Raw genomic sequence first — 21,715 nt, 5'->3', positions numbered from 1 at the left:
GCGCCGTCGCCGGCCCGTCGTCATCGGCGGCCCAGCAGCGAGCCCAGCGGGCCCAGGTCCAGATCGAGCTCCTCGGGGTCCAGGCCGTACTGCCGGCAGAGCCCGTCCATGCGGTCGGCGAGCAGCATCAGGGTCATGCCGATCCGCTCCTCCTGCTCCTCGGTGAGGTCACCCTGGTCGACGCGGCGCAGAGCCTGACGTTCCATCAGCTCCCGGAGGAGTTCGAGGATGGTCAGGATGAGCTTCATCAGATCGCGTTCGACGGTGTCCTGGTCCAGCTCGACGCGGCGGTTGGCGGGTGCGCTCATGTCTCCGTCACTCCTCCGTTCTCCGTCGCTCGTTCGCCGCCCTCGACCGGATCCCGCCAGTCGTCCCAGGGCGAGGGCACGCGGGCGTCCACGGAGCTGATCAGGGCCCGCAGATCGATCCGGACGAGGTCGACGTCCGCGATCCGCAGGGTGAGGTCCCCGGTGAGCACCACCCCGCCGGCGAGCAGCCGGTCGAGGAGGTCCACCAGGGACAGCCGCTCCGCCGGGAGCCCGTCGGCATTCACGGGGCCTCCGGGACGCAGGGGTCATGAGTGACGAAGGAATAGGGGGCCCAGGGTCCGGTCAGCCGGATCCGGAACCCCTCGGGGGCCCGGTCCTTCAGCTCGGCGACCCGCCCCGTGAACTCCTCCGCGCGGTCCCGCGGCACCAGGTAGGAGGCGTTGAGGAGGTTGCGGCCCGGCTGCGCGGCGAGGGGGGAGTTCTGCGGCGGATACAGCCGCACCGCCTCGGCCAGGGCGGCGAGCGCCTCGTGCACCGCGTCCGCCGCCCGGGCCTCCCGCTGCGCGCCCGCTTCGCGGGCCCGCCGCTCGGCGCCGCGCCGCCGCAGGTAGTCGCGGCCGGACGGGGGGCCCGACGGCTGCGGCGGCGGCGCGGGTTCCGCCGGGGCGGCCGCGGCGTACACCGTGACACCCCACTCCACGCGGCCCTCCAGCCGGTCCAGCGCGGTGTCGAAGGCGTCCCGGCCCGCCGTCAGCATCCGCCGCAGTCCGTCCTCGTCGCGGTAGACGGTCGCCAGCCGCAGCGGCAGCGCGCAGGGGAACAGCGAGACCGCGGCGTCGACCACCCGCTGGTGGCCGCGGGCCACCCGCTCCAGCCACGCCAGGTCCTCCAGCCGCTCACGCAGCGCGTCCTCCTCGAACTCCGCCGCGGGCACCCGGCCCACCAGGGCCGCGAACCCCTCGTGGCACACCTCGCGCACCGGCTCGCCGGCCACGCCCGTCACCGTCTCCGGCACGTCCCGGCCCGGCCCGGTGTCCCGGGCGACCGCGTAGGCGTACAGCAGCTCCCGCTCGGTCACCGCTCCTCACCTCCCTTTCCGTCCGCCTGCCGGTCCCGGTCGTCCGCCGCCTCCCGGGCCGGCAGCGCCGCCCGTTCCTCCTCCAGCGCGGCGAGGCGTTCACGCAACCGTTCGTTCTCCTCGCGCAGTTCGCGGCTGCGCGCGCCCGACGACAGCGAGGGATCGCTCTCCCACCAGTCGATGCCCATCTCCTTCGCCCGGTCGACGGAGGCGACGACCAGCCGCAGTTTGATCGTCAGCAGTTCGATGTCGAGCAGATTGATGCGGATGTCGCCCGCGATCACCACGCCCTTGTCGAGCACCCGTTCAAGGATGTCGGCGAGGTTGGCCCCCGAACCCTCCGCGGGGGAGCGGGCGTCGGGCAGGCGGCTCGGGAAACTCATGGCTCTCGGGGCTCCTCTGCGTCGTTTCTCCGCGTCGTTCGCGCACGGCCCGTGCGGGGAGTCAGCCCGGTGACGCCGGCGAGCGCCGCCGGGCCTCCTCCAGCCGGTCCAGCAACGCGTCCTCCAGCCGGTCGAACTCCTCCTCGTCCAGTCGGCCGGCCTCCAGCTCCTGCTCCAGCGAGCGGAGTTCGCCCTGGACGACGGCCGGGTCGTAGTACAGCCGCTCGGCCTCGGCGAGGACCCGGCGGAGGACCCAGCCGACGAACATCACGAGTCGACGAAGCTGTACGGCGGCAGCGGGCCGTTCACCTTCAGGTCGAGCTGCGGGTGGGCCCGGCGCAGCCGGTCGGCGGTGGTCAGCAGCCGGTCGGCGGCCGACTCCGCCACCAGGAAGGAGAGGTTGAGGAACCAGCCGCCGCTCTCCGGCCCCGGTCGGCACCCCTCCGTCAGCGGCTCCAGGGTGTCGCGCACCAGGTCGGCGTCCCACGCCTCCCGGGAGCGGACCGCCTCGGCCACCTTCTCGCCGAACCGCAGGCGGTCCTCGTAGGAGCCGCCGCCCGCCTTCCGGTTGGCCTCGGCCATCGCGCGCAGTTCGGCGTTCTCGGCGAGGACGAGGTGCAGCACCACGTCCTCGTGGTGCACGGCCTTGACGTTGTACTCGACGCGGCCGGACAGTTCCTCCAGCTTCGACCGGTAGTGCTCGGCGTGCTCCGACAGCACCCGGACCACGTCCTCGTCGCTCTCGCAGACGCTGCCGAACCGCATCGGCAGGACCGAGGACTTCCGGCCGGCCTCGGACAGCACCTGCTGGTGGGCCAGCAGGTCGCGCCGCTTGGGCCGGAGTTCCTCCGGGCAGTCGCTGACCACGGCGGCCAGCCCGGCCTCCGTCACCAGACGTACCTGGCGCGGTGGCCGGCCGATGCCGGTGAGGCCTTCGGGCAGTTGTGCGCGCTCGCCGCTGGTGATGCCGTAGACGTAGGTGCTCACTCGCTCTCCTCCTTCTTGCTCCGCGAGGAGCTCCGGCGGCTCCCACTCGTCTCGCCTTCCCCGCGGGCCTGCTGGAAGGCGTCGGTGATGGACTGGGCGGCGCCCGAGAGCACGCCCTTGCTCTTGCCGCGGGCGCCGCTCTCGGTGACCTCGCCCACCAGGTCCGGCAGTCCGGCGCTCCGGTGCGGACCGGCCTCCAGGTCGAGCCGGTTACAGGCCTCGGCGAACCGCAGGTACGTGTCCACGCTCGCGACGACGACACGTACGTCGATCTTCAGGATCTCGATGCCGACCAGGGAGACGCGGACGAACGCGTCGATGACCAGGCCGCGGTCGAGAACCAGCTCCAGGACGTCGTACAGACCGCTGGTGCCACCGGCACCCCCGGACTGCTGCGTCGGGACAACACTCATGTCGGGAACTTCCTCTCATGGCCGACGGGCCGGCGGCAGCGGGGGATTCCGCCCGCCGGCGTTCTGCGTCCGTCAGGAGTCGGTCCGCCCGCGTTCGTAACGCCGCGCTCGGCGGTAACCGGTGAGGTTGCCCTCGGGGTCGAGGGTCACCACGTAGAGCCCCATCACGCTCATCGTCTCGGGAACGCGGGGGATCTCCTCCACCTCGATCTCCACCGTCCAGCCCTCGGGTGTCCGCTCGAAGCCGGACACCCCCTCGGGCCGCAGCCCCGCCAGTTCGGTGAGCTGGTCGCGGGCGGACCGCAGGATGAGGGGCACCGGGACGGTGGGGGATTCGCCGTCTTTCCTGTCGGATGTGCCGTCTGTCTTGGCGTCTGACTCGGCGTCGGACTTGCTGCCTTTCGCGCCGTCCGACGTGTTTTCCGTCTTGTCGTCTTTGCTGTCTTCGTCGTCGGGGTTGTTGCCGGTTCGGGACTTGGCTGTCATCTACGGACCTCTGGGTCGTCTTCAATGACCTCGCCAGTGCGCGTACCGCGTGAAGCCCTGGCCAAACCCCCTGCCTTGCCGGTCGGTTGCCCACCGGGGGTGCGGAGGGGGTGAGCCGGTCGTAGGCCGCCCGCCCTCGGCCGGAGGCCGTACCCCCGGCCGGACCTGGGGCGGAAGTGACGGGAGTTACTCCTATGCAACAGTGTGGCCATGACACCCATCTGGCCCGAGCACCTCGCCGTGGGCGCCGTGCGATTCGCCCGGCCCACCGCCCACTACGACGACGTACTGACCTTCTACGCGGACGACCTCGGCCTTCCGGTCCTCGCCCGCTGGCGCGACCACGACGGTTACGACGGCGTCGTCCTCGGTCTGCCCGGCACCCCCGTCCACCTGGAGATCACCCAGCACGGCACGCCGCCCCGCGTCCCCGCCCCGCACCCCGAGAACCAACTGGTGCTGTACCTGCGCGGCCCCGCGGCCCGGGACGCCGCCGTGCGCCGACTTCAGGAGCGCGGCCACCGGCCGGTGGCCCCGGCCAACCCCTACTGGTCCCGGCACGGCGCCGTGCTGTTCGAGGACCCGGACGGGTGGCTGGTGGTCCTGGCGCCGTGGGTGTTCGGCGCCGAGCCGCAGCCCGGCGACGCGATCTGACGGCGCGGGGCGGTCCAAGGGTCTGCGGGGGGGAGGGGGAAAGGGGGAGAGGGAGATCGGGTGGGTCCCGCTCCGGATCCGGTTCAGCCTCCGCTGATCCCGGCCGACCCCGCCGGGTCCGGGACCCCGGCCGCCGGCCGGTTGCCGATGCCCCGGTAGCGGAGCGGCAGCCGGGCGAGCTGCCAGGGGCGCAGGCAGTTCTTGCCGTCCACCACGACCCGGGGGCGGGCGAGCCGCGCCCCGAGGTCCGTCCAGTCGGCCTCGACGACCTCCGGCCACTCCGTCAGGATGACGGCGGCGTGTGCCTCGCGGACCGCCGCCCGCAGGTCCGCGACGGGTTCGGTACCGGGGAAGAGGGCCGCCAGCCCCTCGGGGCCGACCGCCGGGTCCCAGATCCGCACCCGTGCGGTCTCCCGGACCAGCGCGGGCACCAGCGTCAGGCTCGGCGCCGCCCGCATGTCGTCGCTCCACGGCTCGTACCGGGCGCCGAGCACCGCGATCACCGACCGGTGGAGGTCCTGGCCCAGCTCCCGGCGGAGGATCTCCCGGACGATGCCGGGCTGCGTGGCGTTCACCTCGATGACCGCGTCCAGCAGCGGGGTGCGCACCCCGAACCCGGCGGCCCAACGCGCCAGCGCCAGCGTGTCCTTGGGCAGACAGGAGTCGCCGAAGCCCAGCCCCGGCTGGAGGAACGCGTGCCCGATGCGCGGGTCGTAACCGACCGCCTGCATCACGTCGTCCACGTCGAAACCGGGTGCCGAGCACAACCGCGCGATCTCGTTGGCGAAACTGATCTTCGCGGCGAGGAAGGTGTTGCTCGCGTACTTGGCCATCTCCGCGCTGGCCGGGGTGGTGACCACCCAGGGGCAGATCACCCCGTCGTACAGGCTGCGGAGCAGCGGGAGCACCCGGCGGGACCAGACGCCGACGACGAGCCGGGAGGGGGCTGTCCAGTCCTCCATGGCGCTGCCCTGGTTGAGGAACTCGGGGTTGCTGGCGAACCGGTCGCGCAGGTCCGGGCGGGCCGCGAGCAGCCGGTCGCTCGTCCCCGGCGGCACCGTCGACTTCAGCACCACGCAGGTCGGCGGGGACAGCGCGGCCGCCTCGCCGACGGCGGCGGTGACCTGACGGAGGTCCGCCGTCCCGTCCGGCGCGGGCGGCGAACCGACCGTGATCAGCACGGCGTCGAAAGGCCGCTCGGCGTGGGCCGGCGCGAGCGCCCCCGCGAAGGCGAGCCGCCCGGAGGCCAGCGCGAGGGAGAGCTGGTCCTGCAGCCCCGGCTCGACGACCGGGGCCCTGCCGAGCGTCAGGGCCTCCAGCCGCCGCCGGTCCTGCTCGATCCCGGTGACGAGGTGCCCGGCCTGGGCGAGGGCCACCGCCCCGGTCACCCCGACGTACCCCTGGCCCACGACGGCTATGCGCATGACGACTCCCCGGTGCCGAACGACGGAGCCCCCGAAGAGCCGGGCGGAAGGACGCCGCCCGGCATCGCCAGCGTGCGGGTTCCGGCGGCCGGGGGCGAACGGACGTGGCGAACGGGTGACGGGGCCGGCCCGGCGGCCCCGGACGGGAGGCCGGCCGGCGATGCTCGCCGGTGGGCGCCCGCTGCGTCCGCCGTCGGCTGTCCGCGCAGGTCAGGCCATGCGCGCGAGAACGAACACGGCCTCGGCGTCCGGCGTCCCGCGGACGCGCGGCGGCGGGTGTCCCGGCCTCGGCGCCGACCTGCCCGTACACGGTGGCCGTTCGCGGCGGCCGGCGCGGCGCCGACTCAGCGCCCGAGCGCGGAACGGCGGACCACGACCACCGCGCGGGACGGAAAAGAGGCCTGCCATGGCGTGGCCGTGCGGGAAAACGGATGTTCCTCCGCCGGACCGCCTCACTATCGTTCCCCCATGAGCGCCCTGACCTTCGACCGCCACCGCGCCGAGATCGTCACGCAGGCCCGGCGGTTGCCGTCCCACCTCGACGGCGTTCCTCTGGCGGCGCCCGTCCCCTCCTGCCCCGGCTGGACCCTGGCGCACCTCCTCCGCCATGTCACCGGCGCCCTCACCTGGGCCGGGACGGTCGTCGCGAGCCGGGCGGCGGACGCCGTGCCGCACGACATCGTGGACGATGTCGAACCCCGCCCCGGGGACGACCGGGCCATGCTGACCTCGGAGCTCGTCCGGGCCGCGGAACAACTGGCCGGGGTGCTCGGCGAGGCCGGGCCCGACACGGCCGTGTGGTCGCCCGGTCCCGTCGCCACCACCGGCTTCTGGGCCCGTCGGATGGCCCACGAGACGGCCGTGCACCGGGCCGACGCGGCCCTGGCCGCCGGCGTGCGGTACGCGCTCGACGACGCGGTCGCCCTCGACGCGCTGGACGAGTGGACGGACTTCGCCGCGCTCCCGGAGGCGTACGGACCCCGGCCCGGAGCCCCCGCCTTGCTCGGGCCCGGCCGCACCCTCCGCTTCCGGGCCGCCGGCATGGCGGCGGACCCCCTGGGGGAGTGGCTGATCGACCTCACCGGCGACGCCCCCGTCCGGCGCCGCACCCCGGAACCGGCCGCGGTCACCGTCCGCGGCACGCCGGGCGACCTGCTGCTGTCCGTCTACCGGCGTCCCGTGCCGGAGGGGGCCGTCGAGATCCTCGGGGACGCCGCGCTCTTCGACCTGTGGCGTTCCCGGGCCGGATTCTGGCTGGAGGAGTGAGCGCGGTGTCCACCGAGCGGCGGGCCCCCGACCCCAGGGGAGCACGGCCCGCCCACGACGTCCCGGTGGCCAGCCGGGACGGGCGCCGGCACGGCCGTCCGCGGGCCCTCGCTCCCGCCGCCGGCCCGGGGATTTCGTCCCCGTTCCCAGGCCCGGTTCCCGTACCCTCCGGGCATGCGATGGATACGTTCCGCGGCCCTTCTCCTCGGCGCCGGCACGGCGCTGTTCGCCGGCGCGTGCTCCTCTTCCGGGAACGGTGACGGCACGCCGGACGCGACGGTGTCGCCCTCCGCACCGGCCAGGCTGTCGGCGGCCGACCTGCAGAACCGCTGGTGGGAGTGGGCGGGCACGGAACCCCGGGACGAGAACCCGGTCGACGACCCGGACGGCCGGCTGTGCGACCGGGACCAGCCGGCCGAGGTCTGGTTCCTGGCCGGCACCCACGGCGGCCCGGCGCGGCGCACCTGCCGGGTGCCCGCGGACGTTCCGCTCGCGTTCCCGATCGTGAACCAGATCACGTCCCAGGGCGGCTGCGAGGATTTCCTGGCCGTCGCGAAGGGCACCGCCACCCTGGACGGGAGGGCCCTCGAAGCGGAACGCCTCCAGGGGACACCGGTGAAGGGGATGCCTCCCGGCTCCCTCGCCTGCGGCCTCTGGGCCCGGACCGGACGACTGTCCCCTGGCACCCACACCCTCCGCTTCCAGGGCTCCGCGGGCTCCTTCTCGACCGCCGTGGACTACCGCCTGACGGTCGGGACCCGCTGAGCGCCCGGTGGCGGCGTCACCGCGTCATCCGACGGCGGCACCACGGCGTCATCCGACGGCGGCGTCACGGCGTCATCCGACGACCGAGGCGCGCAGCCGGTCGACGGCCCGCAGGACCTCGTCGCGGTTCTTCCCCCGCTTGATCCAGGCGGGCAGCCGGCCGATGAACGTCATCTTCCGGCCGTGTTCGTACCACGGGGCCCGCTCCCGCAGCGACGCGCTCACGAACCGCCGGATCAGGTCCAGGTGTTCGAGGTTGTACGCCCACAGCCGCCCGTGCCGCGTCTCGGCCCGCAGCCACAGCGGCGCCCGGAAGTACGGGTCGGTGGCCTCGCCCCAGCGGAAGACCGCCGGGCCCTCGGACCACCGCGTCAGACCGCAGGCACGGCAGACCAGCCGCCGTCGTGCCGGCACGGTCGTCCGCGCCGCGTCGGGCCGCGAGCCCTCCGGCGGCCCCGGGGCCGGGACGACGCGGGCGACCCCCTCACACCTCGGGCAGCGCACGAGGATCAGGTCGACGAACGCGTGCTTGGTGAACTGGGGGTCCCGGAAGCGGGACGGCGGGGACGACGGAGCCATCCCGACAGTATCCGGGCAGCCGCTCCGGCCGGTGCGGCCGGGCCGGAGCGACTGTCCCGGCCGTCGGCGGGCGGCTGCCCGTTCTCAGCCGGCGGCCACCAGCAGCCCCGGCACGTCCGCCAGTACCTCCCTGATCCGCCGCGCGGGCAGACCGCCGCCCTGCGCCAGGTCGGGGGAGCCGCCACCGCGCCCGTCGAGGAGGCGCTTGACGAGGTCCGAGGCCGAGCGCCCCGCCTCCCGCGCCGCGCGGTTGACGGCCACCACGACGATTCCGCCGCCGCTGGTGCCGCTGCCGACCGCGACCACGGCGGGCCGGGCGGCGGGCAGCCGGTCGCGGACGGCGACGGCCAGGGCCCGGGCCGCGTCCGCGCCGCCGTCGGCGGTGGCCGTCACCACGGCCGTCCCCTCCACGTCCACGGCCGAGCCGGCCAGCCCGGCGGCGCGCGCCGCCGTCGCCTCGTCGCGCAGCCGCTGGTTCTCCCGCTCGGTGGCCTTCATCCGGTCCAGCAACGCGGCGATCCGCTCCGGCAGTTCGGCGCGCGGCGCCTGGAGCTGCTCGGCGATCCGGCCGACCAGGTCGCGTTCCCGGGCCAGGTGGTCGAACGCCTCGATGCCCACCGCCGCCTCCAGCCGGCGCATGCCCGCGCCGACCGAGGACTCCGAGGTCAGCGAGAGGACGCCGATCTGCGCGGACCGCTCCACATGCGTACCGCCGCAGAGTTCGCGCGACCACGCTCCGCCGATCTCCACGACGCGCACCCGCTCGCCGTACGTCTCGTCGAACAGCGCGAGCGCGCCGAGCTCCTTGGCCTCCGGCAGCGTCATCCAGCGGACGTCCACCGGCAGGTCGCGGCGGAGCGCCCGGTTGGCGGCCTCCTCGACGTCACCGCGTACGGCCGGGCCGAGGGCGCCGCGCCAGGGGAAGTCCAGCCGCAGGTAGCCGGGGCGGTTGTACGAACCGGACTGCAGCGCCGTCGGGCCCAGGACCTGCCGCAGCGCGGCGTGCAGCACATGGGTGCCCGAGTGGGCCTGGCGGGCGCCGAGCCGCCACTCGGGGTCCACGGCCGCGCGGACGGCTCCGCCCGGGGCCAGCTCGCCGGCCGTCACCCGCACCTGATGCACCACCAGCCCCGGCAGGGGCCGCTGCACATCCAGGACGTCGGCCTCGACCGAGGCCCCGGACAGCCGGCCCGCGTCGCTGTCCTGACCGCCGGACTCGGCGTAGAACGGCGTCCGGTCGAGGACGACGGTCACCACGTCTCCGGTGCGGGCCACCGGCAGGGGGCCCGCCGGGCCGAGGACGGCCAGCACCCGCGCGTCGGCCTCCAAGGCCTCCCAGGCGCGCCAGTCCGTCGGCCCGTGCTCGGTCAGCACCGCACGCAGCGCGGCCGTGTCGGCGGCACCGGACTTGCGGGCCCGGGCGTCGGCCCGGGCCCGCTCCCGCTGGGCGTTCATCAGCGCGGTGAAGCCCTCCCGGTCGACCTCCACGCCCTGCTCGGCGGCCATCTCCAGGGTGAGGTCGATCGGGAACCCGTAGGTGTCGTGCAGCAGGAACGCCTGCCGGCCGGGCAGCGACCGGCCGCCCGCCGCCTTCACCTCGGCGACCGCCGTGTCCAGGACGGTGGTGCCCTGCTTGAGAGTGTCCTGGAAGGCGTCCTCCTCGCCGTACGCCTGGTCCGCGATGCGCGCGAACCCGTCGGCCACCTCGGGGTAGCTGACGGCCATGAGGTCCCGGGCCACCGGCAGCAGCTCCGGCAGCGCCCGGTCCTGGTGGCCGAGCTGCCGCATGGACCGGACCGCGCGGCGCAGGATCCGGCGCAGCACGTAGCCCCGGCCCTCGTTGCCGGGGGCCGTGCCGTCGGCGAGCAGCATCAGCGCGGTGCGGACGTGGTCGGCGACGACGCGCAGCCGGACGTCCGCCTGCGCGTCCGCGCCGTAGCGGACGCCCGCCAACTCGGCGGCGCGGTCCAGGATCGGGCGGGTCTCGTCCGTCTCGTAGAGGTTGTCCACGCCCTGGAGCAGGGTCGCCATGCGCTCCAGGCCCATGCCGGTGTCGATGTTCCGGCGGGGGAGCTCGCCGAGGATCGGGTAACCGGACTTGCCGGGTCCCCCGCCCCGCTCGTACTGCATGAAGACGAGGTTCCAGAACTCCATGTACCGGTCCTCGTCCACCGCCGGGCCGCCCTCGGGACCCAGCGCCGGCCCCCGGTCGTAGTACAGCTCCGAGCAGGGTCCGCAGGGGCCGGGGACGCCCATCGACCAGAAGTTGTCCTCGTCGCCGCGGGCCACGATCCGCTCGTCCGGCAGGCCCGCCACCCGGCGCCAGATGCCCCGCGCCTCGCCGTCCGAGTGGTGCACCGTCACCCAGATCCGCGCCGGGTCCAGCCCGTAACCGCCGTCCGCGACGGGCGTGGTCGACAGCTCCCAGGCGAAGCCGATGGCCTCCTCCTTGAAGTAGTCACCGAACGAGAAGTTCCCGTTCATCTGGAAGAACGAGCCGTGCCGCGTGGTGCGGCCGACCTCTTCGATGTCGAGCGTGCGCACGCACTTCTGCACGCTCGTCGCCCGCTGCCAGGGGGCCGGGGACTCGCCGGTCAGGTACGGCTTGAAGGGCACCATGCCCGCGTTGACGAAGAGGAGCGTCGGGTCGGGGGTCGGGAGCGGGGCGCTGGGGACGACGGTGTGGCCGCGCGCCGCGAAGAAGTCCAGGAAACGGGTACGGATGTCGGCGGTACGCACGGTCGCGCTCACGGTCCCTTCGTCGTGCCTGCCTCGGCGTGCTGCGTGATCTTGCTGTTCGTTCATCGTAGGTGCACATCATGTGCAACAGAGGGACGCGGGCCGCTCTTCCGGGACGGATCAGGGTGCACCCCTGACGAAGGTCAGGGGCCGACCCCGACCTTCGGGCCGGGTGCCCGCCGCCGGCGCTCCCTAACGTCCGGCGGTATGGAACGCACCACACGACACCACCGCGCCGGCGGCGCCGCCCGGCCGCTCGGCGCCCTCGCCGTCCTGGCCGCCGCGGCCGGGGCCCTGACCTGGGCCGCGCCCGGCGGACCCGGACCGGACGGCCGGACCGAGGTCACCGGCGGCCCCTCCGCCTCCCTCTACCGCTCCGTCGCCGGCGCGGCCGGGGACGCGCCCGGCGCCGTGGGCACACTGCTCTCCCTCGCCACCGAGGGCACTCTGGTCCTCCTGGGACTGCTGTTGCTGTGGACGGGCTGGACCGCGCTGCGCCGCCGCGACGCCCCGGCACTCGCCGCCGTCCTGCTCACCGGCGCGGCCACGGTCGCCGCCTACGCGGTCAGCGAGCTGCTGAAGGAGGCCGTCGACGAGGAGCGCCCGTGCCGGGCCCTGCGCGGCGTCGGCACCGTCGACACCTGCCCGCCGCCCGGCGACTGGTCCTTCCCCAGCAACCACTCCACCCTCGCCGCGGCGCTGGCCGTGGGCGTCGCCGCGGCCCGGCCGCGGCTCGCCGCCGTGGCGCTGCCGGTGGGCGCCCTCGCCGCCGTGCTGCGGGTGGCCGTCGGCGCGCACTACCCGCACGACGTACTGGCCGGGGCGGTGCTGGGCGCCGCGGTCGCCGCCGCGGCCCACCTCGCGCTGCGGCCGCTCGCCGTCAGGCTCCTCTCCCGGCCCGGCATCCCCGGCTCGCGGCTGTGGCTCCCCGGCGGGGAACCGCAGAGCCCCGGTTCGGAGCCGCGCCTTCCCGGTCGGGAGCCGCGGCTTCCCGGCTCGGGGGCGCGGCCCATCGGCTCGGGGGCGCGAATCACCGGCCCGGGCCCGGGGGCGCCGCGCCCCGGGTGGGAGCCGGAACGTCCCGGCTCCCACCCGGGGCGCTCCGGCCCCGGGCCGGAACCCCGCGCCTCGGAGTCGCGACCCGCCCGCTCAGGGCCGGAATTCCCCGTCCGGGACGCCCATCCCGGCCTCATGGGCGACGACGGCCGCCGCCGCCCGGTTGTCCACCCCCAGCCGGGCCAGGATCGAGCTGACGTGCGCCTTGACCGTGCCTTCCACCACGCGCAGCCGCCGGGCGATCTGCCCGTTGGAGAGCCCGGCGCCCAAGTGGACCAGTACGTCCCGTTCCCGGGCGGTCAGGGCGGCCACCCGTTCCCGGGCGGCGGCGCGCCGGCCGGCGGCGGCCCCGGCGCCCCCGCCGGCGAGGTGGGCGACCACCCGGGCGGCCACCTTCGGTGACAGGTAGGCGGCGCCCTCGGCCACCGCGCGCACCCCCGCGATCAGTTCCTCGGGAGCGCCGGACTTGACCAGGAAGCCGGTGGCGCCGCCGGACAGCGCCCGCAGGATGTAGTCGTCCTCGCCGAACGTCGTCAGCATCACGACCCCGGTGCCCGGCACGGCCTCGCGGATCAGCGCCGCCGCCTCGATGCCGCCCGTGCCGGGCATCCGGATGTCGAGGACGGCCACGTCGGGGCGGTGCCGGCGGACCAGTTCCACCGCCTCGCGCCCGTCCGCCGCCTCCGCGACGACGTCGAGCCCGGGATCGGTGGAGAGCACGGCCCGGACCCCGTAGCGGATCATCGGTTCGTCGTCGGCGATCAGCACCCGGACCGTCCGGACCGCTTCGACCGATCCGTCCGTTCGGTCCGTTCCCCTCATTCCGCGCTCACCCCCTGAGCACCGCGAAGGACGCCAGCCGGCCGGCGCGGAAGCAGAGTTGGTACGCGTCGCCCGAGGCGTCCACGAACCGGTCGGCCGTCACCGCGTAGTACTCGCATTCGACCCCCGGTCCCTTGGGTTCGGCCGCCCGCGGCCGGTACGGTAGCTGACGCTTCGGCAGCACAGCCGCCACTTCGGAACGATTCTGTCCCACCCGCAACGCCGCGTACGCGCCGGGGTCGAGCACGGAGTCCGTCACCGTCAGCGAGCTCCACAGCGTCAGACCGCCGGTCAGCACGGCCAGGGCCAGCACCGGCACGGTGACGGCGGCGGCCAGGGTGCGGCCCGCCCGGCGGCGGGCCCGCCGGTGCTCCGGAGGCAGCGGGACCACCGCCGGAAGCTCCGCCGCCGGCTGCGGCGCCGCCGCGTGCGGCAGCCGGGCCGTCACCACGAAACCACCGGCGGCGTCCGGACCGTGGCGGAGTTCACCGCCCGTCAGCCGGACCCGCTCGTCCAGCCCGATGAGCCCCCGGCCCCCGGCCGCCAGCCCGCCCGCGGCAGCCGGCGGCGCGGTGTTCCGCACCGACACCACCGTCTCGCCGGCCCTGTGTGCCACCCGCACCTCCGCCGTCGCGCCCGGCGCGTGCTTCACCACGTTCGTCAGCGCCTCCTGGACGACCCGGTGCGCCGCCCGCTCGACCGGGCCCGGCACCTCGTCCTCCCGCCCCTCGACGCGTGAGGTGACCGCGAGGCCCGAGGCGGCGGCGTTCGCCACCAGCCGTGCGATGCTTCCGGCGCCGAAGTCCGCGGGCCCTGTGGGGGCCCGGTCGGCGTCCTCCCGCAGGAGGCCGATGACCTCGCCCAGCCGCTCCACCGCGGCCGCCGCCCGGGCCCTGACGTCCTCGGCCGCCGCCCGGTGCGCCTCCGTCAGACCGGGCGCCAGCTTCAGCGCCCCCGCCGACAGCGCGACCAGACTCAGATCGTGCCCCAGCGCGTCGTGCATGTCCTGGGCGATGCGGGCCCGTTCGCGCAGCCGCGCCTGCTCGGCCACCAGCCGCCGCTCGCGCGCCAGTTGCTCCGCCCGCGACCAGCCCGCCCGGGCCAGCTCCTGATACTGCCGCCACACCCGCCCCGCGAACCACGGCAGCAGCGCCGCCCCCACCACCAGCGCGATGAACACGCTCCCCAGCGGGAACAGGGCCGGTACGGCCAGCGCCGCCCCGGCCCCCGCCGTCACCAACCCGCCGAACGCGGCCGCCATCGGCCAGGTCCGCCCCGAACGGTGTCCCGCCAGAAAGGCGCACACCGCGCCCGGCAGCGCCCACCACAAGGAGTCGACCCCCATCCCGGCCGCCAGCACGGCGGCCGGCGCGAGTACCGTTCCCGGGTCGCGGAGCAGCGGGGGCTTGTCGATCGTCGTCGTTCCGTACACCGGACGCACCGTACGCGGCCCGCGGAGCGCGCCGGAACCGCCGAAAGTCACATGGACAGGCAGGCCGCGGGACGCTCCGGGAGCGGGTACACGGGCGGGGCCGGGCCGGAAGGCGGACCGCGCCGCCGGGGCCGGTGGAAAGGCGCCGGCACGCCGCCCTGTGCCGGCCGGCACACGGCGGGGGAGCGCCCGTCAGGGCGTCAGGACCGGTCGCCCCCGCAGCCCGCCCCAGCGGCCGGCCGGTCATGGGCCCGCGCGGCCTCCGCGAGCGGGACACGGACGGTCACCCCGGCGGTGCCGGTCCGGGTCGACCACGCCCTGACGCCGCCGGGCGGGAGCCCGCTGCCGCTGATGTGGGCGATCAAGGCGTGAGCCGGGACCACCATGGACGACGTCTGGCGGCGCGAGTTCGTTTCGACGGAACCGCGGACCGATCCGCGCGAAGGAGGGCGACCCGCCGGGAACAAGATCACCAAGGCAACTGTTCGAACCGGCCATGACGACACATTCGCAGTGGGTGGCCGGTTTCCGTTCCGCCGTGGTCAGCCCGTACGAGAGCCACACCCTCTTCCCGTCCCGCGCCTTCGCCGCCCGGACGGTCCGTCAGGCCATCCGGCTGAACGGCGGCGGCGAGGCCGTCCGCGTCCGCCTCAGCAACAGGTTCGGGAAGGAGCCGCTGACCGTCGGCACCGCTCGCTGGGCGAGACACACGGGCGGCTCCGGCACCGATCCGGGAACGTCCGTACCCCTCACCTTCGGCGGCCGGGAAACGTTCATCCTCGCGGCCGGCGAGGAGGCCGTCAGCGACCCGGTCGCCGGCGCGGTGGCCGCGGGCGACCGGTTCGCGCTCAGCCTGCACTTCCCCGACGACACCGGGCTCGCCACCTTCTCCCCGGTCGCGTCCGAGACCGGCTACGCGGCACCGGGCGACGTGACCGCGGCCGCCGCCCTGGAGGGGGCGGAGACCCTGGAGCCGTCCCGGTACTTCGTCTCCGGCGTCGACGTCCTCGCCCCCGCGGGCACCGCGATAGCCGTGGCCTTCGGCGACTCCTGGATGGAGGGCGCCGGCACCACCCCGGGGGCCGACGCGCGCTTCCCCGACCACCTCAACCGCCGGCTGCGCCGCGGCTGGGTGGTCAACCAGGGCATCTCCGGGAACCGGCTGCTGACGGACGAGATCGGCGAGCACGGCCTCGCCCGGCTGCGGCGCGACGTCCTCGACGTCCCCGGCGTCACCCACGTGATCCTCAACTTCGGCCTCAACGACCTCGGGACGCCCGGCACCCTCGACCCGGCCGCACCGCTGCCCACCGCCGCCGACCTCGTCGCCGGCCACATCGAACTCGCCCGCAGGTCGCACGAGGCCGGCCTGCGGGTCATCGCCCACACGATCGGCCCCTACGGCGGGACGGTCCACGAGGGCTACGACTCCGAGGAGGGCCAGGCGGTCCGCCGTGAGGTCAACGACTGGATCCGGACGACCGACGTCTTCGACGCCGTGACCGACGTGGCGGCGGCCGTCGCCGACCCGTCCCGCCCCGAGCGGATCCTCCCGGCCTACGACTGCGGCGACCACCTGCACCTCAACGACGTGGGTGCCCGGGTGATGGCCGAGGCGGTCGACGTCGCGCAGTTGCGGCTCTGACGGGCGGGCGGCAGGCCTGGAACCACGGCTTCCGGCAAGGGGCCCGCTTCGAGAGGGCCCGCCGGTCGCCTTGAAGGGGCCCGCAGGTCAGCCCTCCCCGGCCGCCGCCTCCTCCAGCGCCGCCACGTCGATCTTCGTCATCTCCAGCATGGCCCGCATGACCCGGTTCGCCCGCTCGGTGTCCTCGTCGGCGAGCAGGTCGGCGAGGCGGCGCGGGATGATCTGCCAGGAGAGGCCGTAGCGGTCCTTGAGCCAGCCGCACGGCCCCTCCTCGCCGCCCTCGCCGAGGCGGGCCCACAGTGCGTCGACCTCTTCCTGGGAGGTGCAGTCCACGTAGAGGGAGACGGCTTCGTTGAACGTGAACTGGGGGCCGCCGTTGAGGGCGATGAAGTGCTGCCCGGCGAGTTCGAAGGTCACCGTCATCACCGAACCCGGTTCGCCGGGGCCCGCCTCGCCGTAGCGCTGCACGTGCACGATCCGGGAGTCGTCGAAGACGGACGTGTAGTGTCCGGCCGCTTCCTCCGCCTGGTCGTCGAACCACAGGAACGGCGTGATCTTCTGCATGGCGCTCTCCTGCCGCGTGGCGCTTTTCCGGCCGCTTCGCGAACATGGTGTTCTCAGGACACATCGGTCATGGCCCGGCGCTACTCTGCCGTGCGCCGCACGGCGTCCACAACGCGTACGTCACCCGAACGGCCGCGCGGTGCTTCCCTGACGGAACGTCAGGGCGCCTGCCGCAGCACGTGGGTGGCCCAGTGGACCTCGCCGCCGCCGAGGTGGGCCCGGGAGAAGTCCTCCACCCAGCGCACCCGTACGCCCTGGGCGCGGAGCCGCCGTTCGGCCTCGCCCGGAACAGGTCCCGGCCACCGGCCCGGGGTCCGTGCGGCGGGGTGAGGTCCTCCAGGTCGGCCGCGCCGTTCACGATCTCGTCGGCGGCGTCGTCGCAGGCGGCGAGGCGTTCGTCCACGGCGACGTCCGGTTCGTCCAGGTCCCCGGGGCGCGGGGTGCGGCGGCGGGCGTCGTCGTCGAGGTTCGACAGCAGCTCGGTGCCCCGCCGCGCCGGTGGCCGGGGTGGGGCGGCGGGCGCCGCCCGCGCGCCGCCCATGCGCCGGCGGCGGGCAGCAGGGCGGCGAGCGCGGGCCGGACAGACCAGCGGGGAGACGAGGTACACCCTCGTGGCGGGTCGGTGTGTCATGGACGACACTCTTCCCTCGGGAGGGCCGGCCGGGCGTCGTCCGGCGGGGCGACGGACCGCCGCATCCTTCGGACCGGTCCCGGCAGGAACCCGTCCTCCTCCCGGCCCGGGCCGGTAAATCGTCGGCCGACGCACCTTACCGCCGGAAACGTTGCAGTGCGTAGTCGAGCGCATGCCGCGCCCGGTCCATGACCTGCGATCTTGCCGACGACGGGTTACTTAGCGTGAGTTTTCAAAAATGTCAATTCTCCGCAAACTCTTGACGGCACCTTCACGCGCCTCACACCATTCCCGCATGGACTCGTCAGACATCCCGGAGATCGCCGCGGCGCACCCGCGTCGGCACCACGGCGCTCTTCGACATCGCCCTTCGGGGCGACGGCGCCCCTCGGGCCGCTGACGTCCGACGTCCGGCGGGAGGAGTCCACCCCCCCACTTCCGTATGTCCCGGACTCCGCCACTTCCACCCCGCCCACACCTTCTGCATCACCAGGACCGGCGTCGCCAGCCGGAGCCCGGGCGGTGTCCCCTGCCGGGACGCCCTCCGGTCCTGCCCCCACGAACGAAGGCGAAGACATACATGAGCGACCGCACTCTCACTGCGGCCGACACGCCCACCGGTGTGTCCGCCCCGGTCACGACGTCCACGCACGTGGACGCCGGTGACGCGGGCTACAGCAAGGACCTCAAGTCCCGCCACGTCAACATGATCGCGATCGGCGGAGCCATCGGCACCGGCCTCTTCCTGGGCGCCGGCGGCCGGCTCGCGAGCGCGGGACCCTCCCTCTTCATCGCGTACGCGATCTGCGGCATCTTCGCCTTCTTCGTCGTCCGGGCCCTCGGCGAGCTCGTCCTCTACCGCCCCTCCTCCGGCGCGTTCGTCTCGTACGCCCGTGAGTTCATGGGGGAGAAGGGCGCCTTCGCCGCCGGCTGGCTGTACTTCCTCAACTGGGCCACCACCGGCATCGCCGACATCACGGCCGTCGCCACGTACACCCACTACTGGCACCTGTTCAGCGACATCCCGCAGTGGGTCCTCGCGCTGATCGCCCTCGCCGTCGTCCTCACCGTGAACCTCATCTCCGTGAAGTACTTCGGCGAGATGGAGTTCTGGTTCGCGATCATCAAGGTCGGCGCCCTCATCACCTTCATGGCGATCGGCATCTTCCTGCTGGCCAGCCAGCACGAGGTCGGCGGCCAGGCCCCGGGCCTGTCCAACCTGCTCGACCACGGCGGCCTCTTCCCGTCCGGCCTGATGCCGATGCTGCTGATCATCCAGGGCGTCGTCTTCGCCTACGCCTCGGTCGAGCTGTGCGGCGTCGCCGCGGGCGAGACCGAGAACCCCGAGAAGATCATGCCCAAGGCGATCAACTCGATCATGTGGCGCGTCGGCCTCTTCTACGTCGGCTCGGTCGTGCTGCTCACGCTCCTGCTGCCGTACAACGCCTTCACCGGCGGCGAGAGCCCGTTCGTCACCGTGCTGTCCAAGATCGGCGTGCCGTACGCGGCCGGCGTGATGAACCTGGTGGTCCTCACCGCCGCGCTCTCCAGCCTCAACTCCGGCCTCTACTCCACCGGCCGCATCCTGCGCTCGATGGCCATGTCCGGCTCCGCCCCGAAGTTCACCGGCCGCATGAACAAGGGCCAGGTTCCCTACGGCGGCATCCTGCTCACCGCGTTCTTCTGCGTCCTGGGCGTCGGCCTGAACTTCGTCGTCCCGGACAACGCCTTCGAGATCGTGCTGAACTTCGCCGCGATCGGCATCATCGGCACCTGGGGCATGATCATGCTCTGCTCGCTGCTCTTCTGGCGGCGCGCCAAGGCGGGCCTGGTCTCCCGTCCCGCCTACCGGCTGCCCTGGGCGCCCTACACCCAGATCGTCACGCTGGTCTTCCTGGCCGGTGTCCTGGGCCTGATGGCGGCCGACGAGGGCGCCAGCCGCGACACCATCCTCTGCCTGCCGCTGATCGCGGCGGCCCTGGTCGGCGGCTGGTTCCTGGTCCGCGGCCGGGTCGCCTGCGTCAAGCGCGAGGCCGAGCTGCGCGAGGCGGCGACGCCGCGGGCGTGATGCCTCGGGCGTGACGCCGACGCGTCTGCCGGTACCGGGCCGCGTCCCCTTCGAGGGGGCGCGGGCCCGGTCGCGTTTTCGCCGACGGATCGTGGCGGGACGCCGACGGTGCGAAGCGGCCCGTGTGAGGCCGGGCATAGGGCCCCGATCACATACGGGCCTCTTTAGTGCTGTGCGCCGCGCATTTTCCGGGGATTCCACGGTTTTCGGGGGCCGCGTGAACGGTGTGGGGGAGTAGGTCACAGTGCTTGTCGGGGTTTTTCCGGGTCGCTAAGAATGGTGGGACCGCACGGCGCCGTCCGACCGAGAACGGCGCTTTTGTTTGCGCCGGTTCCGGCTCCGTGTGGTTTCCCGATCCGAGAGGTCCAGCTTCTGATGCGCTCCACTCACTCCGGCTATACCCGTCTGACCAAGGCCCACAAGTTCTCCGCCGCGGCGCTGACCGCCGCTGGTGCCGCCGCTGTGGCGTTCGGTGCGGCCTCGCACGCCGTGGCCGCTCCGGCGCCGGTCAAGCCGGTGGCGTGGAACGCGGAGGCCTTCGCTCAGACGCAGGATGCCGAGCGGGCGGACGCTGCCGACAAGGCGGCCGAGCGGGCCCGGATCGAGGCCGCCGAGGCCAAGCACGCCGCCAAGGCCGAGGCCGCGGCGAAGGTGAAGGCCGCTGCCGACGCCAAGGCGAAGGTCACGGCCGATGCCAAGGCGAAGGCCGAGAAGGAGCGGGCCGAGAAGCAGGCGGCGAACCGTTCCACCGCCCGCAAGCCCGTCAAGGCGGCTCCCGTCGCCCCGGCGCCCAAGGCGTACGCGGACAACCTGGACGGCTGGATTGCCGAGGCCATGGACGTCATGAAGGCCAAGGGCATCCCCGCCTCCTATGAGGGCGTGAAGCGCAACATCATGCGCGAGTCCACCGGTAACCCGCACGCGATCAACGACTGGGATGTCAACGCGGTGAACGGTGTGCCGTCGAAGGGTCTGCTGCAGATCATCGACCCGACGTTCAAGGCGTACCACGTCGAGGGCACGTCCTGGGACATCTGGGACCCGGTGGCCAACATCGTCGCGTCCTGCAATTACGCGGCCGACAAGTACGGCTCGATGGACAACGTGAACTCCGCCTACTGACGGCCGGAGAAACGGAAAACGAAAAACGCGCCGGAGGGCGGCGGCACCCGAAATGCGGTGCCGCCGCCCTCCGGCGTTCTCGGGTTCATCCGGGCCGCGTCAGGTCCGGCCGCAGCCGGTGCCAGATGGGGTGGCGGAGGTGCCCGGCCGGGGTCCAGCCGGTGAGGGTGATCTCGGCGACCAGCCGGGGCTCCGCCCAGTGGACGCCGGTCGCGTCCACCGGGCCGGCGAACGGCGAGGTGTCCCGGGCCACCGCCGCCAGGTAGCGGGCCAGGTCCCGGCGCTCTTGGCCGGAGAGCCCCGAGCCCACGGAGCCGACGTAGCGCAGGCCGGACGGCTCCTCCACCCCCGCCAGGACGGCCCCGGGCAGCCCGGCGATCGCCCCGCGGCCCTCCGTCCAGCCGCCGATGACCACGTCCAGCGTGAGCAGGTGCTTCACCTTCCGCCAGTCGGGTGACCGGACGCCCGGCAGGTAGGGCGAGGCCAGCCGCTTGGCGATGACGCCCTCGTAGCCGTGGCGCAGCGTGGCGTCCCAGGCCCGTCGCGCGTGCCCCTCCAGGTGGGTGGGGACGGACCAGCTACGGCCGGTCAGCCCCATGCCGTAGAGGATGGCGCGGCGCTCCGCGTAGGCGGCGCCGAGCAGGGACCGGCCGCTCAGGTACATCACATCGAAGATCATGAGGTGGACCGGGTACTCCATCGCCAGGTGCGCCGCCCGGCGCGGGTTGGCGATGCCCATCCGGCGCTGGAGCAGGCCGAAGTCCGGCCGCCCCCGGTCGTCCAGTGCCACGAGCTCGCCGTCGAGGACCGCGGACCTGCCCTGGAGCTGCGCGCCCAGCTCCAGCAGCTCGGGGTAGGTGGCCGTCACGTCGTTCCCGGCCCGGCTCACCAGCCGTACCGTCCCGTCGCCCGAGGTGCTGAGCACGCAGCGGACCCCGTCCCACTTCACCTCGAAACCCCAGCCCGCGTCCTCGCCCTCGGCCGGCAGCGGGCCGGGCACGGTCAGCATGGGCCGGATCGCGGGCAACTGGGGGACGGGCAGAGCCATACTTCCGATGATCAGGCCGACGGCGGGTTTTCGCAGGTCATTCATCCGTGCGGAGGACCGGGCCGTGCCGTGGCCGCTCGGGGCTTCCCCTCCCGCGCCCCGCGCCCGCCTCCCGGGCCCGGACAGCCGCCGAAAACCTCTCCCCACGGCCCGTACGCCGCCGCCCCGGGCGTCCCCGACCGGCGGCGGAACCCCCCGGCGGCCCGGGGGAAAACCCCACCGCCGGAGCCCGGTTGCCTCCATGGCCCGGCCGGGATCCCTTGCCTAGCGTCGGAGGCGCAGAC

Annotated in this window: 22 protein-coding genes and 1 pseudogene; 7 read left to right on the top strand and 16 right to left on the bottom strand. The window is 74.2% G+C overall.

The features are described from left to right. Positions 1-20: 20 nt before the first annotated feature. The 8 genes from ACZ6X9_RS05950 to gvpO form a co-directional block, all read right to left on the bottom strand. Positions 21-308, bottom strand: coding sequence for a gas vesicle protein K (locus tag ACZ6X9_RS05950; protein WP_469776712.1), 288 nt, complete (start codon positions 306-308; stop codon positions 21-23). Continuing rightward, positions 305-553 (bottom strand): gas vesicle protein, encoded by a 249-nt coding sequence (locus ACZ6X9_RS05945; RefSeq protein ID WP_469776711.1) that lies wholly within the window; start codon positions 551-553, stop codon positions 305-307. Before ACZ6X9_RS05945 ends, ACZ6X9_RS05950 begins: the two co-directional genes overlap by 4 nt. Beyond that, positions 550-1,347, bottom strand: coding sequence for a GvpL/GvpF family gas vesicle protein (locus ACZ6X9_RS05940; RefSeq protein WP_469776710.1), 798 nt, complete (start codon positions 1,345-1,347; stop codon positions 550-552). The genes ACZ6X9_RS05945 and ACZ6X9_RS05940 overlap by 4 nt, the downstream gene beginning before the upstream one ends. Then, complete coding sequence (locus ACZ6X9_RS05935; RefSeq protein WP_469776709.1) at positions 1,344-1,730, bottom strand: gas vesicle protein; 387 nt, start codon at positions 1,728-1,730, stop codon at positions 1,344-1,346. The genes ACZ6X9_RS05940 and ACZ6X9_RS05935 overlap by 4 nt, the downstream gene beginning before the upstream one ends. Before the next feature lie 61 nt (positions 1,731-1,791). Next, on the bottom strand, positions 1,792-1,998 hold the full coding sequence (locus tag ACZ6X9_RS05930) for a gas vesicle protein GvpG (RefSeq protein ID WP_469777616.1): 207 nt from the start codon (positions 1,996-1,998) through the stop codon (positions 1,792-1,794). Continuing rightward, the gene (locus ACZ6X9_RS05925) at positions 1,998-2,717 is read right to left on the bottom strand and encodes a GvpL/GvpF family gas vesicle protein (RefSeq protein WP_469776708.1); all 720 of its coding nucleotides are present in this window, start codon (positions 2,715-2,717) and stop codon (positions 1,998-2,000) included. The genes ACZ6X9_RS05930 and ACZ6X9_RS05925 overlap by 1 nt, the downstream gene beginning before the upstream one ends. Beyond that, positions 2,714-3,130, bottom strand: a complete 417-nt coding sequence (locus tag ACZ6X9_RS05920; RefSeq protein ID WP_469776707.1) for a gas vesicle structural protein GvpA — start codon at positions 3,128-3,130, stop codon at positions 2,714-2,716. The genes ACZ6X9_RS05925 and ACZ6X9_RS05920 overlap by 4 nt, the downstream gene beginning before the upstream one ends. A gap of 72 nt (positions 3,131-3,202) precedes the next feature. Further along, entirely contained in the window at positions 3,203-3,616 is a 414-nt protein-coding gene (gene gvpO / locus ACZ6X9_RS05915; RefSeq protein WP_469776706.1) for a gas vesicle protein GvpO, read from the bottom strand. Positions 3,617-3,826: 210 nt separating this feature from the next. Between gvpO and ACZ6X9_RS05910 the strand changes: the two genes are divergently transcribed. Next, a complete protein-coding gene (locus ACZ6X9_RS05910; protein WP_469776705.1) occupies positions 3,827-4,270 on the top strand; it encodes a VOC family protein in 444 nt (147 codons plus the stop codon). 83 nt (positions 4,271-4,353) lie between these two features. On the opposite strand, the gene ACZ6X9_RS05905 is transcribed toward ACZ6X9_RS05910, so the two are convergent. Next, positions 4,354-5,694, bottom strand: a complete 1,341-nt coding sequence (locus ACZ6X9_RS05905) for a UDP-glucose dehydrogenase family protein (RefSeq protein WP_469776704.1) — start codon at positions 5,692-5,694, stop codon at positions 4,354-4,356. A 468-nt stretch (positions 5,695-6,162) separates the two neighbouring features. On the opposite strand from ACZ6X9_RS05905, the gene ACZ6X9_RS05900 reads away from it, so the two are divergent. Beyond that, entirely contained in the window at positions 6,163-6,960 is a 798-nt protein-coding gene (locus ACZ6X9_RS05900; RefSeq protein WP_469776703.1) for a maleylpyruvate isomerase family mycothiol-dependent enzyme, read from the top strand. 174 nt (positions 6,961-7,134) lie between these two features. After that, positions 7,135-7,725, top strand: a complete 591-nt coding sequence (locus tag ACZ6X9_RS05895; RefSeq protein ID WP_469776702.1) for a signal protein — start codon at positions 7,135-7,137, stop codon at positions 7,723-7,725. A 72-nt stretch (positions 7,726-7,797) separates the two neighbouring features. On the opposite strand, the gene ACZ6X9_RS05890 is transcribed toward ACZ6X9_RS05895, so the two are convergent. Together ACZ6X9_RS05890 and alaS are read right to left on the bottom strand one after the other, a co-directional pair. Continuing rightward, positions 7,798-8,304, bottom strand: a complete 507-nt coding sequence (locus ACZ6X9_RS05890; protein WP_469776701.1) for a hypothetical protein — start codon at positions 8,302-8,304, stop codon at positions 7,798-7,800. An 84-nt stretch (positions 8,305-8,388) separates the two neighbouring features. Then, positions 8,389-11,043 carry an alanine--tRNA ligase gene (alaS, locus tag ACZ6X9_RS05885; protein WP_469777615.1) on the bottom strand — a complete coding sequence of 885 codons (2,655 nt, stop codon included), beginning with the start codon at positions 11,041-11,043 and terminating at the stop codon, positions 8,389-8,391. A gap of 207 nt (positions 11,044-11,250) precedes the next feature. Here alaS and ACZ6X9_RS05880 point away from each other — a divergent pair. Beyond that, a pseudogene (locus ACZ6X9_RS05880) lies at positions 11,251-11,844 on the top strand (phosphatase PAP2 family protein); the annotation flags it as partial. 348 nt (positions 11,845-12,192) lie between these two features. Here the strand turns inward: ACZ6X9_RS05880 and ACZ6X9_RS05875 are convergent. Together ACZ6X9_RS05875 and ACZ6X9_RS05870 are read right to left on the bottom strand one after the other, a co-directional pair. After that, complete coding sequence (locus tag ACZ6X9_RS05875) at positions 12,193-12,921, bottom strand: response regulator (RefSeq protein ID WP_469776700.1); 729 nt, start codon at positions 12,919-12,921, stop codon at positions 12,193-12,195. 7 nt (positions 12,922-12,928) lie between these two features. Further along, complete coding sequence (locus tag ACZ6X9_RS05870; protein ID WP_469776699.1) at positions 12,929-14,353, bottom strand: sensor histidine kinase; 1,425 nt, start codon at positions 14,351-14,353, stop codon at positions 12,929-12,931. Between the two features lie 496 nt (positions 14,354-14,849). On the opposite strand from ACZ6X9_RS05870, the gene ACZ6X9_RS05865 reads away from it, so the two are divergent. Continuing rightward, the gene (locus tag ACZ6X9_RS05865) at positions 14,850-15,998 is read left to right on the top strand and encodes a GDSL-type esterase/lipase family protein (RefSeq protein ID WP_469776698.1); all 1,149 of its coding nucleotides are present in this window, start codon (positions 14,850-14,852) and stop codon (positions 15,996-15,998) included. 87 nt (positions 15,999-16,085) lie between these two features. On the opposite strand, the gene ACZ6X9_RS05860 is transcribed toward ACZ6X9_RS05865, so the two are convergent. Then, on the bottom strand, positions 16,086-16,562 hold the full coding sequence (locus ACZ6X9_RS05860; protein ID WP_469776697.1) for a VOC family protein: 477 nt from the start codon (positions 16,560-16,562) through the stop codon (positions 16,086-16,088). Between the two features lie 67 nt (positions 16,563-16,629). Continuing rightward, complete coding sequence (locus ACZ6X9_RS05855) at positions 16,630-17,193, bottom strand: hypothetical protein (RefSeq protein ID WP_469776696.1); 564 nt, start codon at positions 17,191-17,193, stop codon at positions 16,630-16,632. Positions 17,194-17,773: 580 nt separating this feature from the next. Between ACZ6X9_RS05855 and ACZ6X9_RS05850 the strand changes: the two genes are divergently transcribed. After that, on the top strand, positions 17,774-19,261 hold the full coding sequence (locus tag ACZ6X9_RS05850; protein ID WP_469776695.1) for an amino acid permease: 1,488 nt from the start codon (positions 17,774-17,776) through the stop codon (positions 19,259-19,261). 375 nt (positions 19,262-19,636) lie between these two features. Then, entirely contained in the window at positions 19,637-20,383 is a 747-nt protein-coding gene (locus ACZ6X9_RS05845) for a transglycosylase SLT domain-containing protein (protein WP_469776694.1), read from the top strand. Positions 20,384-20,468: 85 nt separating this feature from the next. On the opposite strand, the gene ligD is transcribed toward ACZ6X9_RS05845, so the two are convergent. Continuing rightward, positions 20,469-21,431, bottom strand: a complete 963-nt coding sequence (ligD, locus tag ACZ6X9_RS05840; RefSeq protein WP_469776693.1) for a non-homologous end-joining DNA ligase — start codon at positions 21,429-21,431, stop codon at positions 20,469-20,471. Positions 21,432-21,715: the final 284 nt, after the last annotated feature.

The organism is Streptomyces sp. NPDC052910, from assembly GCF_055585605.1.
The sequence above is the reverse complement of the archived record's forward strand: the minus strand, read 5'-3'. Positions and strand labels throughout refer to the sequence as shown.

What these genes read in the sequence shown, in the direction of transcription:
- ACZ6X9_RS05950 (WP_469776712.1), bottom strand. Translation starts at nt 308, where the DNA reads ATGAGCGCACCCGCCAACCGCCGCGTCGAGCTGGACCAGGACACCGTC.
- ACZ6X9_RS05860 (WP_469776697.1), bottom strand. Translation starts at nt 16,562, where the DNA reads ATGCAGAAGATCACGCCGTTCCTGTGGTTCGACGACCAGGCGGAGGAA.
- ACZ6X9_RS05935 (WP_469776709.1), bottom strand. Translation starts at nt 1,730, where the DNA reads ATGAGTTTCCCGAGCCGCCTGCCCGACGCCCGCTCCCCCGCGGAGGGT.
- ACZ6X9_RS05890 (WP_469776701.1), bottom strand. Translation starts at nt 8,304, where the DNA reads ATGGCTCCGTCGTCCCCGCCGTCCCGCTTCCGGGACCCCCAGTTCACC.
- ACZ6X9_RS05850 (WP_469776695.1), top strand. Translation starts at nt 17,774, where the DNA reads ATGAGCGACCGCACTCTCACTGCGGCCGACACGCCCACCGGTGTGTCC.
- ACZ6X9_RS05910 (WP_469776705.1), top strand. Translation starts at nt 3,827, where the DNA reads ATGACACCCATCTGGCCCGAGCACCTCGCCGTGGGCGCCGTGCGATTC.
- ACZ6X9_RS05905 (WP_469776704.1), bottom strand. Translation starts at nt 5,694, where the DNA reads ATGCGCATAGCCGTCGTGGGCCAGGGGTACGTCGGGGTGACCGGGGCG.
- ligD (WP_469776693.1), bottom strand. Translation starts at nt 21,431, where the DNA reads ATGGCTCTGCCCGTCCCCCAGTTGCCCGCGATCCGGCCCATGCTGACC.
- ACZ6X9_RS05855 (WP_469776696.1), bottom strand. Translation starts at nt 17,193, where the DNA reads ATGACACACCGACCCGCCACGAGGGTGTACCTCGTCTCCCCGCTGGTC.
- ACZ6X9_RS05895 (WP_469776702.1), top strand. Translation starts at nt 7,135, where the DNA reads ATGCGATGGATACGTTCCGCGGCCCTTCTCCTCGGCGCCGGCACGGCG.
- ACZ6X9_RS05900 (WP_469776703.1), top strand. Translation starts at nt 6,163, where the DNA reads ATGAGCGCCCTGACCTTCGACCGCCACCGCGCCGAGATCGTCACGCAG.
- ACZ6X9_RS05930 (WP_469777616.1), bottom strand. Translation starts at nt 1,998, where the DNA reads ATGTTCGTCGGCTGGGTCCTCCGCCGGGTCCTCGCCGAGGCCGAGCGG.
- ACZ6X9_RS05875 (WP_469776700.1), bottom strand. Translation starts at nt 12,921, where the DNA reads ATGAGGGGAACGGACCGAACGGACGGATCGGTCGAAGCGGTCCGGACG.
- ACZ6X9_RS05845 (WP_469776694.1), top strand. Translation starts at nt 19,637, where the DNA reads ATGCGCTCCACTCACTCCGGCTATACCCGTCTGACCAAGGCCCACAAG.
- ACZ6X9_RS05865 (WP_469776698.1), top strand. Translation starts at nt 14,850, where the DNA reads ATGACGACACATTCGCAGTGGGTGGCCGGTTTCCGTTCCGCCGTGGTC.
- gvpO (WP_469776706.1), bottom strand. Translation starts at nt 3,616, where the DNA reads ATGACAGCCAAGTCCCGAACCGGCAACAACCCCGACGACGAAGACAGC.
- ACZ6X9_RS05920 (WP_469776707.1), bottom strand. Translation starts at nt 3,130, where the DNA reads ATGAGTGTTGTCCCGACGCAGCAGTCCGGGGGTGCCGGTGGCACCAGC.